11 protein-coding genes and 6 pseudogenes are annotated in these 11624 nt (G+C 24.3%); 9 read left to right on the forward strand and 8 right to left on the reverse strand.

Annotated elements, in window-relative coordinates; translation table 4 throughout:
• Positions 1-35 precede the first annotated feature (35 nt).
• The 4 genes and pseudogenes from AAHM78_RS05890 to AAHM78_RS05905 all read left to right on the forward strand — a co-directional run bounded on the left by AAHM78_RS05890 (position 36) and on the right by AAHM78_RS05905 (position 2207).
• On the forward strand, positions 36-677 hold the full coding sequence (locus tag AAHM78_RS05890) for a transposase (protein ID WP_342254674.1): 642 nt from the start codon (positions 36-38) through the stop codon (positions 675-677).
• A 136-nt stretch (positions 678-813) separates the two neighbouring features.
• Complete coding sequence (locus AAHM78_RS05895) at positions 814-1146, forward strand: transposase family protein (RefSeq protein ID WP_342253619.1); 333 nt, start codon at positions 814-816, stop codon at positions 1144-1146.
• A gap of 57 nt (positions 1147-1203) precedes the next feature.
• Positions 1204-1335, forward strand: a pseudogene (locus tag AAHM78_RS05900) (IS256 family transposase); the annotation flags it as partial.
• A 155-nt stretch (positions 1336-1490) separates the two neighbouring features.
• Positions 1491-2207, forward strand: coding sequence for an IS1595 family transposase (locus AAHM78_RS05905; RefSeq protein WP_342252817.1), 717 nt, complete (start codon positions 1491-1493; stop codon positions 2205-2207).
• A 42-nt stretch (positions 2208-2249) separates the two neighbouring features.
• On the opposite strand, the gene AAHM78_RS05910 is transcribed toward AAHM78_RS05905, so the two are convergent.
• Positions 2250-2660 carry a transposase family protein gene (locus AAHM78_RS05910; protein ID WP_342255060.1) on the reverse strand — a complete coding sequence of 137 codons (411 nt, stop codon included), beginning with the start codon at positions 2658-2660 and terminating at the stop codon, positions 2250-2252.
• A gap of 50 nt (positions 2661-2710) precedes the next feature.
• Complete coding sequence (locus tag AAHM78_RS05915; RefSeq protein ID WP_342252835.1) at positions 2711-3103, reverse strand: transposase family protein; 393 nt, start codon at positions 3101-3103, stop codon at positions 2711-2713.
• Between the two features lie 69 nt (positions 3104-3172).
• Between AAHM78_RS05915 and AAHM78_RS05920 the strand changes: the two are divergent.
• Positions 3173-4300: pseudogene (locus tag AAHM78_RS05920) on the forward strand (IS256 family transposase); the annotation flags it as partial.
• Between the two features lie 283 nt (positions 4301-4583).
• Here the strand turns inward: AAHM78_RS05920 and AAHM78_RS05925 are convergent.
• Positions 4584-5399 (reverse strand): annotated as a pseudogene (locus AAHM78_RS05925) (IS256 family transposase); the annotation flags it as partial.
• A 1-nt stretch (position 5400) separates the two neighbouring features.
• Here AAHM78_RS05925 and AAHM78_RS05930 point away from each other — a divergent pair.
• The gene (locus tag AAHM78_RS05930) at positions 5401-6360 is read left to right on the forward strand and encodes an IS1595 family transposase (RefSeq protein WP_342254676.1); all 960 of its coding nucleotides are present in this window, start codon (positions 5401-5403) and stop codon (positions 6358-6360) included.
• Between the two features lie 90 nt (positions 6361-6450).
• Here AAHM78_RS05930 and AAHM78_RS05935 read toward each other — a convergent pair.
• Positions 6451-6834 (reverse strand): annotated as a pseudogene (locus AAHM78_RS05935) (transposase); the annotation flags it as partial.
• Between the two features lie 65 nt (positions 6835-6899).
• On the opposite strand from AAHM78_RS05935, the gene AAHM78_RS05940 reads away from it, so the two are divergent.
• Positions 6900-7859, forward strand: coding sequence for an IS1595 family transposase (locus AAHM78_RS05940; protein ID WP_342254676.1), 960 nt, complete (start codon positions 6900-6902; stop codon positions 7857-7859).
• 90 nt (positions 7860-7949) lie between these two features.
• Here AAHM78_RS05940 and AAHM78_RS05945 read toward each other — a convergent pair.
• Positions 7950-8333 (reverse strand): annotated as a pseudogene (locus AAHM78_RS05945) (transposase); the annotation flags it as partial.
• Positions 8334-8398: 65 nt separating this feature from the next.
• On the opposite strand from AAHM78_RS05945, the gene AAHM78_RS05950 reads away from it, so the two are divergent.
• A complete protein-coding gene (locus AAHM78_RS05950) occupies positions 8399-9358 on the forward strand; it encodes an IS1595 family transposase (protein ID WP_342254678.1) in 960 nt (319 codons plus the stop codon).
• A gap of 18 nt (positions 9359-9376) precedes the next feature.
• On the opposite strand, the gene AAHM78_RS05955 is transcribed toward AAHM78_RS05950, so the two are convergent.
• The 3 genes and pseudogenes from AAHM78_RS05955 to AAHM78_RS05965 all read right to left on the reverse strand — a co-directional run bounded on the left by AAHM78_RS05955 (position 9377) and on the right by AAHM78_RS05965 (position 10548).
• The gene (locus AAHM78_RS05955) at positions 9377-9544 is read right to left on the reverse strand and encodes a hypothetical protein (RefSeq protein ID WP_342254679.1); all 168 of its coding nucleotides are present in this window, start codon (positions 9542-9544) and stop codon (positions 9377-9379) included.
• Positions 9545-9577: 33 nt separating this feature from the next.
• Positions 9578-10252 (reverse strand): annotated as a pseudogene (locus tag AAHM78_RS05960) (IS256 family transposase); the annotation flags it as partial.
• Positions 10253-10341: 89 nt separating this feature from the next.
• A complete protein-coding gene (locus AAHM78_RS05965; RefSeq protein ID WP_342254680.1) occupies positions 10342-10548 on the reverse strand; it encodes a hypothetical protein in 207 nt (68 codons plus the stop codon).
• A gap of 58 nt (positions 10549-10606) precedes the next feature.
• Here AAHM78_RS05965 and AAHM78_RS05970 point away from each other — a divergent pair, with 58 nt between their 5' ends.
• The gene (locus tag AAHM78_RS05970) at positions 10607-11551 is read left to right on the forward strand and encodes an IS30 family transposase (RefSeq protein WP_342254681.1); all 945 of its coding nucleotides are present in this window, start codon (positions 10607-10609) and stop codon (positions 11549-11551) included.
• The last annotated feature ends 73 nt before the right edge of the window (positions 11552-11624 follow it).

Here is an 11624-nt window from a genome sequence, read left to right on the forward strand (position 1 = left end):
CTCATGAACAATGAGATTGAATAATTTGATTGTCATTGTTAGGTCAATCTGCTTATACTATTTCTCAATTTGCTAAAATTTCAAAAACATCAGCATGATTTAATCGTCAAAAATTTATGAAATCATCACAATTAGCAAAAAAACAAAAACCATTCACAAAATTAAAAGGTAGAATTGAAATTGATGAAACTTTTATCAAAGAAATTCATAAAGGAAATTTCAAAAATACAGATGATCCAAGAAAAAAATGAATTGAAGAAAATGCTAAAGATTTAAACTGTTGTATTGAAATGGCAATTGATGAAAATAAAAATATTTATGCTCAAACAACAAATACTAAAAGATTAACAAAAAAATGAGTACAAGAAAATTTAACATCTAAGCTTATCGAAGAAAAATCAATTATAGTTTGTGATATGCAAATACTATATGATACAGTAGCTAAACAAACAAAATGTACTCTCAAGAAATTTAAATCAAAAGAAAATAAAGAAGGAAATTATAAAAATTTAAGTAATATCAGTAAAATACAATCAAGTTTAAAAGAATTTATTACTCATTATCATGGCATTGGATTTACCAATATTCAAAATTACCTCAATTTATGAAAATTTAAATACCAACATTATAAAATATCACCTTATGCAAAATCTGAAGCATTATATTTCAGTTTGTAAAAAAAATAAATCCCAAAATTAAATAAAATCAAATTTTAGGCCAGGTTGATGATTTTTTTTATTTCATCAAGAGTTTTTTTGAAAATTAAAAGAATTTTATAGTTTAGTCGGCATAAAGCCACAAACATTTTATAAAATGCTTGAAATTTTAAAAATTGCTGAGTCTAAACAAAAATATTATGGTGGTAGAAAAAATAAAATTGTAATTGAAGAGCGTTTATTAATGACTTTAGAATATTGAAAAGACTATAGTAGTTATAGAGTTATTGCAAAAAGATATAATATTAGTCATACTAGTTGCATTCGTAATATTTTTTGAATTGAAAATATTTTAATAAAAAGCGGAATTTTTAATTTACCTGGAAAAAAAGATTTAACAAAAAATAAAGGTACTAATAATAATTTGTTAGCTATTGATGCTACTGAAACTCCGGTAATGTTTAGTAATCTGTGTAACTTACAAAAATAACTATGTTTAATTAATTCTAGTAAATATAATTAAATGACTAGAAAGAGTGAGTTACAAATGGTTAAAAAACAAAACATTAATAATAATGATCCAATATCACAAGCAGTAGATTTATTACTAGAAAATACTGAAGATTTAACAACAGTTTTTAAAGAAGGAGGTTTATATAAAAGACTTGGTGCAAAACTAAGGTAATTCAAAAGGAAATTATCCCCGCATGTACTAGTGTGGAGGAAAAAATGAATTGAAATGAATTCAATAGCATATTTCAAACTGAAAACGATTGTTTGAAATATATAGCGAAGTTTAAAACAATGAAATGCATCAGGTGTGCTTCTTCTAGTTTGAATGCTTCTGATTTGAGAAGAATACGATGTTTGAACTGTAACCAAACATTTAGTATTCTTTATGGAACCATTTTTTATAAGTCACAGACCCAAATGACATCTTGGTTTTATCTCATCTTTAGATGAATAAACACAAAGCATGGCATACCAGCAACCGATGTTGCAAGGGAATTGGGTGTGACCTATAAAACAGCTTGAAGAATGTGTCATGAAATCAGGACTAGAATTGGAAATCAAGATGCAGGTTTCATTGTTGATGGCACAGCACAGATGGATGAAATGTATCTTTCACATTTAGGTTTTAAAAAACAAGGAAGATCCTTGTTGAATAAAACTTTGATTGTTGGAGTTTATGAGAAAACCAGCAACAAACTAATTGTGAAGGTGCTGAAAAATGCAGATGAAAAAAACCTTTTAAGATTTGCATTGAAACACATTTTTACTGAGTGCTGTCTATTTACGGATTCTTGGAAGGGATATGTAAGTTTCAAAAAATTCTATCCCAAACATGAAATCGTAAATCATGAAGTTGGGTATGTGTCACCAACAGGTGTAAACACAAACCAGATTGAATCAGCATGAAAGCACATCCGACGAACTTTCCGAACACACATAAGAGTTTCAAAGCACAATATTCATTTATATGCAAAAGAATCAGCATATAAATTCAATAACATACCTAGTTTTGAAACTGTAATTTTGTGTTTGATTTAAATACATGCGGGGATAATTTCCTAGGTAGGCTTTTATCTCCATTTATGTGATAAAATTTAAAAATAGTACATAAAGGGATAAAAGCCATTCAAAATTATATATTCCTGCTATTAAATTAAATCTTAATGCAAATCTTCGTATTTTATTGCGATATTTTAAACTTAAAATTTTAAAACGTTTTAGTTTAGCAAATACGTGTTCAATTTTAATTCTAATTTTACTTAAAGTTTTATTGTATTCTTTTTGAATTGGTGTTAATTGATTGTATTTACTTTTTTTAAATGGCAAAAATGTATTTTTATGAATATTTTGTATACCTTGATAACCCGAATCAACAAAAACTTGTTTTTCTGGATGAATAAAAGTTTTAGATTTTAGAAGCAATTTAAAATCATGAATGCTTCCAAAACAAAAAGCAGTTGAAATAATTTTTCCATTGGAAATATCAATAATTATTTGGGATTTGAGAGAATGATGTTTCTTTTTACCTGAAAAAAGTAATTTTAGTTTTTTTTAATTCTTTCAATTGGAGTTTCAGTAGCATCAATAGCTAACAAATTATTATTAGTACCTTTATTTTTTGTTAAATCTTTTTTTCCAGGTAAATTAAAAATTCCGCTTTTTATTAAAATATTTTCAATTCAAAAAATATTACGAATGCAACTAGTATGACTAATATTATATCTTTTTGCAATAACTCTATAACTACTATAGTCTTTTCAATATTCTAAAGTCATTAATAAACGCTCTTCAATTACAATTTTATTTTTTCTACCACCATAATATTTTTGTTTAGACTCAGCAATTTTTAAAATTTCAAGCATTTTATAAAATGTTTGTGGCTTTATGCCGACTAAACTATAAAATTCTTGATCATCTTTATATTTTTTCAACATAATAACTATCACCTTTAATATTAATAATAATCGTTAAATTGTTAAAATTAAAGGTTTTGCACCAAGTCTAAAGAATTAACAAAAAGATTAGTGGAAAAAATGTTGAATTCTGAAATGCGAAATTATTTAGGATATGAAAAAAATCAACATAGTAATAGTGAAAATGCTCGTAATGGCATAACTTCAAAAAAATTAATAACTCAAGAAGGTAAAATTGTAATTGATGTACCACGAGATCGTAATAGTAATTTTACTCCTGTAATAGTGCCAAAAAGACAAAGAAGATTTGATGGTTTTGATCAACAAGTTCTTTCACTATATGCAAAAGGTATGACAGTATCTGACATTAGAATGCAGTTGCAAGAGTTATATCATGGTGCAGATATTAGTGAAAGTGTTATTAGTCAAATTACTGATGATGTTATTGATGATGTCAAAGCATGGCAAAATCGACCATTAGAAAGTATTTATCCGATTGTTTATTTTGATTGTATAGTAGTTAAAGTACGACAAGATAAACGGATTATTAACAAATCAGTTTATATAGCACTAGGAGTTGATTTAGAAGGCAAAAAAGATGTTTTGGGTTTATGAATTAGTGAAAATGAAGGTTCTAAATTTTGATTATCTAATTTTACAGAAATGAAAAATCGAGGCTTAAATGATATTCTTATTGCTTGTAGTGATAATTTAACAGGCATGTCAGAAGCAATACAATCAGTTTATCCTAAAACCGAACATCAATTATGCATAGTTCATCAAATTAGAAATAGTTTAAAATATGTTTCATACAAACATCGAAAAGCACTAGTTGCAGATTTAAAACCAATTTATAGTGCATGTAGTGAAGAACAAGCAATGCAAGCTTTAGAATCGTTTGAAAATAAATGAAATAAACAATATCCTCAAATTACTAAATCTTGATATAAAAATTGAGATAATTTAATGGTTTTTATTAGTTATCCACCAGAAATTAAAAGAGTAATTTATACTACAAATGCTATTGAATCTGTTAATAGTCAATTACGAAAAGTTATTAGAAATAAAAAAGTTTTTCCTAACGATATGGCAGTTTTCAAAATATTTTACTTAGCAATTGAAAATATAACAAAAAAATGAACAATGCCTATTCAAAATTGAAATACAGCAATTGCTCATTTTATGATAAAATTTGAAGACAGAATTAATCTAAACTAGTACCTTGTAAAACAAAGATACACAGATTACATAAAAGCCTCAAAGTGACATTAGTCGTACTAATTTAATTAAACCTAAAAATACTGAAACTACAGCAATGGGTACTGCTTACTTAGCAGGACTTGCAATTGGATTTTGAAATATTAATGATATTAAAAAAATAAATAAAATTGAAAAAGAATATAAACCAATTATGACAGAAAAAAAGCAGAAACTTTTTATAAGGGTTGACAAGAAGCAGTGGGGCTTTTATGTAATCTGTGTATCTTTGTTTTACAAGGTACTAGTTTAGATTAATTCTGTCTTCAAATTTTATCATAAAATGAGCAATTGCTGTATTTCAATTTTGAATAGGCATTGTTCATTTTTTTGTTATATTTTCAATTGCTAAGTAAAATATTTTAAAAACCGCCATATCGTTAGGAAAAACTTTTTTATTTCTTATAACTTTTCGTAATTGACTATTAACAGATTCAATAGCATTTGTAGTATAAATTACTCTTTTAATTTCTGGTGGATAACTAATAAAAACCATTAAATTATCTCAATTTTTATATCAGGATTTAGTAATTTGAGGATATTGTTTATTTCATTTATTTTCAAACAATTCTAAAGCTTGCGTTGCTTGCTCTTCACTACATGCACTATAAATTGGTTTTAAATCTGCAACTAGTGCTTTTCGATGTTTGTATGAAACATATTTTAAACTATTTCTAATTTGATGAACTATGCATAATTGATGTTCGGTTTTAGGATAAAATGATTGTATTGCTTCTGACATGCCTGTTAAATTATCACTACAAGCAATAAGAATATCATTTAAGCCTCGATTTTTCATTTTTGTTAAATTTGCTAATCAAAATTTAGCACCTTCATTTTCACTAATTCATAAACCCAAAACATCTTTTTTGCCTTCTAAATCAACTCCTAGTGCTATATAAATCGATTTGTTAATAATGCGTTTATCTTGTCGTACTTTAACTACTATACAATCAAAATAAACAATCGGATAAATGCTTTCTAATGGTCGATTTTGCCATGCTTTGACATCATCAATAACATCATCAGTAATTTGACTAATAACACTTTCACTAATATCTGTGACTAATAATGAATTAATTGATGTTTTAAAAAACAAAAAAGATGAAGAATTTATAAAAATTATTAGACATTTTAAAAATAGAATTAAACAAATTGAGAAAAAAGAAAAATTAGATGCAATTGATAAAAAATTTAAAGAAAAAGGAATTCAATGTCCAAATTGTAAATCTTATTGATGTGTAAAAAATGGTTTTAAGAATAATAAGCAAAAATATTTATGCAAAGATTGTAAAAGTAGCTTTGATGCTTTAAGAAATCATTTTTTACATTGAAGTTATTTATCTCATGAACAATGAGATTGAATAATTTGATTGTCATTGTTAGGTCAATCTGCTTATACTATTTCTCAATTTGCTAAAATTTCAAAAACATCAGCATGATTTAATCGACAAAAATTTATGAAATCATCACAATTAGCAAAAACACAAAAACCATTCACAAAATTAAAAGGTAGAATTGAAATTGATGAAACTTTTATCAAAGAAATTCATAAAGGAAATTTCAAAAATCCAGATGATCCAAGAAAAAAATGAATTGAAGAAAATGCTAAAGATTTAAACTGTTGTATTGAAATGGCAATTGATGAAAATAAAAATATTTATGCTCAAACAACAAATACTAAAAGATTAACAAAAAAATGAGTACAAGAAAATTTAACATCTAAGCTTATCGAAGAAAAATCAATTATAGTTTGTGATATGCAAATACTATATGATACAGTAGCTAAACAAACAAAATGCACTCTCAAGAAATTTAAATCAAAAGAAAATAAAGAATTAAATTATAAAAATTTAAGTAATATCAGTAAAATACAATCAAGTTTAAAAGAATTTATTACTCATTATCATGGCATTGGATTTACCAATATTCAAAATTACCTCAATTTATGAAAATTTAAATACCAACATTATAAAATATCACCTTATGCAAAATCTGAAGCATTATATTTCAGTTTGTAAAAAAAATAAATCCCAAAATTAAATAAAATCAAATTTTAGGCCAGGTTGATGATTTTTTTTATTTCATCAAGAGTTTTTTTGAAAATTAAAACTAATATCTGCACCATGATATAACTCTTGCAACCGCATTCTAATGTCAGATACTGTCATACCTTTTGCATATAGTGAAAGAACTTGTTGATCAAAACCATCAAATCTTCTTTGTCTTTTTGGCACTATTACAGGAGTAAAATTACTATTACGATCTCGTGGTACATCAATTTCAATTTTACCTTCTTGAGTTATTAATTTTTTTGAAGTTATGCCATTACGAGCATTTTCACTATTACTATGTTGATTTTTTTCATATCCTAAATAATTTTGCATTTCAGAATTCAACATTTTTTCCACTAATCTTTTTGTTAATTCTTTATATAAACCTCCTTCTTTAAAAACTGTTGTTAAATCTTCAGTATTTTCTTTTAATTTTCACAAAAAATCTTGATATTACTTTTAATTGAAAATTAAAAGTAATATTTTTATATCAGGGGTGATTTTTTGTGACTAATAATGAATTAATTGATGTTTTAAAAAACAAAAAAGATGAAGAATTTATAAAAATTATTAGACATTTTAAAAATAGAATTAAACAAATTGAGAAAAAAGAAAAATTAGATGCAATTGATAAAAAATTTAAAGAAAAAGGAATTCAATGTCCAAATTGTAAATCTTATTGATGTGTAAAAAATGGTTTTAAGAATAATAAGCAAAAATATTTATGCAAAGATTGTAAAAGTAGCTTTGATGCTTTAAGAAATCATTTTTTACATTGAAGTTATTTATCTCATGAACAATGAGATTGAATAATTTGATTGTCATTGTTAGGTCAATCTGCTTATACTATTTCTCAATTTGCTAAAATTTCAAAAACATCAGCATGATTTAATCGACAAAAATTTATGAAATCATCACAATTAGCAAAAACACAAAAACCATTCACAAAATTAAAAGGTAGAATTGAAATTGATGAAACTTTTATCAAAGAAATTCATAAAGGAAATTTCAAAAATCCAGATGATCCAAGAAAAAAATGAATTGAAGAAAATGCTAAAGATTTAAACTGTTGTATTGAAATGGCAATTGATGAAAATAAAAATATTTATGCTCAAACAACAAATACTAAAAGATTAACAAAAAAATGAGTACAAGAAAATTTAACATCTAAGCTTATCGAAGAAAAATCAATTATAGTTTGTGATATGCAAATACTATATGATACAGTAGCTAAACAAACAAAATGCACTCTCAAGAAATTTAAATCAAAAGAAAATAAAGAATTAAATTATAAAAATTTAAGTAATATCAGTAAAATACAATCAAGTTTAAAAGAATTTATTACTCATTATCATGGCATTGGATTTACCAATATTCAAAATTACCTCAATTTATGAAAATTTAAATACCAACATTATAAAATATCACCTTATGCAAAATCTGAAGCATTATATTTCAGTTTGTAAAAAAAATAAATCCCAAAATTAAATAAAATCAAATTTTAGGCCAGGTTGATGATTTTTTTTATTTCATCAAGAGTTTTTTTGAAAATTAAAACTAATATCTGCACCATGATATAACTCTTGCAACCGCATTCTAATGTCAGATACTGTCATACCTTTTGCATATAGTGAAAGAACTTGTTGATCAAAACCATCAAATCTTCTTTGTCTTTTTGGCACTATTACAGGAGTAAAATTACTATTACGATCTCGTGGTACATCAATTTCAATTTTACCTTCTTGAGTTATTAATTTTTTTGAAGTTATGCCATTACGAGCATTTTCACTATTACTATGTTGATTTTTTTCATATCCTAAATAATTTTGCATTTCAGAATTCAACATTTTTTCCACTAATCTTTTTGTTAATTCTTTATATAAACCTCCTTCTTTAAAAACTGTTGTTAAATCTTCAGTATTTTCTTTTAATTTTCACAAAAAATCTTGATATTACTTTTAATTGAAAATTAAAAGTAATATTTTTATATCAGGGGTGATTTTTTGTGACTAATAATGAATTAATTGATGTTTTAAAAAACAAAAAAGATGAAGAATTTATAAAAATTATTAGACATTTTAAAAATAGAATTAAACAAATTGAGAAAAAAGAAAAATTAGATGCAATTGATAAAAAATTTAAAGAAAAAGGAATTCAATGTCCAAATTGTAAATATTATTGATGTGTCAAAAATGGTTTTAAGAATAATAAGCAAAAATATTTATGCAAAGATTGTAAAAGTAGCTTTGATGCTTTAAGAAATCATTTTTTACATTGAAGTCATTTATCTCATGAACAATGAGATTGAATAATTTGATTGTCATTGTTAGGTAAATCTGCTTATACTATTTCTCAATTTGCTAAAATTTCAAAAACATCAGCATGATTTAATCGTCAAAAATTTATGAAATCATCACAATTAGCAAAAACACAAAAACCATTCACAAAATTAAAAGGTAGAATTGAAATTGATGAAACTTTTATCAAAGAAATTCATAAAGGAAATTTCAAAAATCCAGATGATCCAAGAAAAAAATGAATTGAAGAAAATGCTAAAGATTTAAACTGTTGTATGGAAATGGCAATTGATGAAAATAAAAATATTTATGCTCAAACAACAAATACTAAAAGATTAACAAAAAAATGAGTACAAGAAAATTTAACATCTAAGCTTATCGAAGAAAAATCAATTATAGTTTGTGATATGCAAATACTATATGATACAGTAGCTAAACAAACAAAATGTACTCTCAAGAAATTTAAATCAAAAGAAAATAAAGAATTAAATTATAAAAATTTAAGTAATATCAGTAAAATACAATCAAGTTTAAAAGAATTTATTACTCATTATCATGGCATTGGATTTACCAATATTCAAAATTACCTCAATTTATGAAAATTTAAATACCAACATTATAAAATATCACCTTATGCAAAATCTGAAGCATTATATTTCAGTTTGTAAAAAAAATAAATCCCAAAATTAAATAAAATAAAATTTTAGGCCAGGTTGATGATTTTTTTTATTTCATCAAGAGTTTTTTTGAAAATTAAAAGTATTTTCTAGTAATAAATCTACTGCTTGTGATATTGGATCATTATTATTAATGTTTTGTTTTTTAACCATTTGTAACTCACTCTTTCTAATCATTGAATTATATTTACTAGAATTAATTAAACATAGTTATTTTTGTAAGTTACACAGATTACTAAACATTACCTGAGCAATTGCTGTATTTCAATTTTGAATAGGCATTGTTCATTTTTTTGTTATATTTTCAATTGCTAAGTAAAATATTTTGAAAACTGCCATATCGTTAGGAAAAACTTTTTTATTTCTAATAACTTTTCGTAATTGACTATTAACAGATTCAATAGCATTTGTAGTATAAATTACTCTTTTAATTTCTGGTGGATAACTAATAAAAACCATTAAATTATCTCAATTTTTATATCAAGATTTAGTAATTTGAGGATATTGTTTATTTCATTTATTTTCAAACGATTCTAAAGCTTGCATTGCTTGTTCTTCACTACATGCACTATAAATTGGTTTTAAATCTGTAACTAGAGATTTTCGATGTTTGTATGAAACATATTTTAAACTATTTCTAATTTGATGAACTATGCATAATTGATGTTCGGTTTTAGGATAAACTGATTGTATTGCTTCTGACATGCCTGTTAAATTATCACTACAAGCAATAAGAATATCATTTAAGCCTCGATTTTTCATTTCTGTAAAATTAGATAATCAAAATTTAGAACCTTCATTTTCGCTAATTCATAAACCTAAAACATCTTTTTTACCTTCTAAATCAACTCCTAGTGCTATATAAAATGATTTGTTAATAATCTTTTAATTTTCAAAAAAACTCTTGATGAAATAAAAAAAATCATCAACCTGGCCTAAAATTTGATTTTATTTAATTTTGGGATTTATTTTTTTTACAAACTGAAATATAATGCTTCAGATTTTGCATAAGGTGATATTTTATAATGTTGGTATTTAAATTTTCATAAATTGAGGTAATTTTGAATATTGGTAAATCCAATGCCATGATAATTAGTAATAAATTCTTTTAAACTTGATTGTATTTTACTGATATTACTTAAATTTTTATAATTCTTTAATTGTAAAATTAAAAAGGACACTTATATAAAAATTAAATTGTGTTAGTTCTATAATTAAGAAAAGAAAGGAATTAGCGCAATGTATAAGTATCTGAGTATTGAATCAATAATAGCAATAAAAGAATATAAAAATTATGGATTTTCGATTCGTAAAATAGCAAAAATTGTTGATTATAGTAAATCAACCGTACATAGAGTTTGTAGATTATTAAATAAAAACTTATTGCCATTAGAAATATTGAATCAATTTCAAAAAAATAAAAAAAATGCAGGCAGAAAATTAATAATTTTAACTTTAACAGAAATTAATAGTATTAATCATTTGTTAATTACTAAAAAGTATGCTCTTGATATAATTGCTAACTTTTTAAAGGAAAATAAAATAAAAAGTATTTCGACAAAAACTTTATATAACATGTTTAAAACAAATCGAATGGGTTTTGATGAAAATAACTTATTGAGAAAAGGCAAAAATAAATCTCACAAACAAAAAGAAAATAGGGGCAAAATTAATAATTGTAAGTCTATTCATGAAAGAAATTTAATCATTCCTAATATTAAAAATATACAAGAATTTGGTCATTTAGAAGGTGATACTATCATTGGCAAAGATCATAAAAGTTCTATTATTACTTTGGCTGATATATGATCAAAAACCACAATTCCTTTAGTAACTAAAAATCATAAATCAGAAAATATTACGAAAAGTATAATAAAATTTATTTCAAAGTTACAAAAAGGAACAGTTAAAACCATTACTTTTGATCGTGGTAAAGAATTTAGTAAATGAAGATTAATCGAAAAAATTTGTAATGTCAAAATTTATTTTGCAGATCCTGGTAAACCTTGCCAAAGGGGTTTAAATGAAAATAATAATGGTATTTTAAGAAGATATTTACCAAAATCTACAGATCTATCTTCATATAAACAAAAAGATTTAAATTTTATAGCATTTCAAATTAATTCTACACCCAGAAAATCGCTCTCTTATAAAAGACCAATAGATTTAATACAATTATTTTAAAAAACTGTCCCATTTATATTTACAACTCAGGAAAATATTTCATAATTTTATCTTTTTGCTTGTAATAACTAAT

This window comes from Spiroplasma endosymbiont of Zeiraphera isertana, assembly GCF_964030805.1.
In the GTDB taxonomy this organism is placed as follows: Bacteria; Bacillota_I; Bacilli_A; order Mycoplasmatales; family VBWQ01; genus Spiroplasma_E.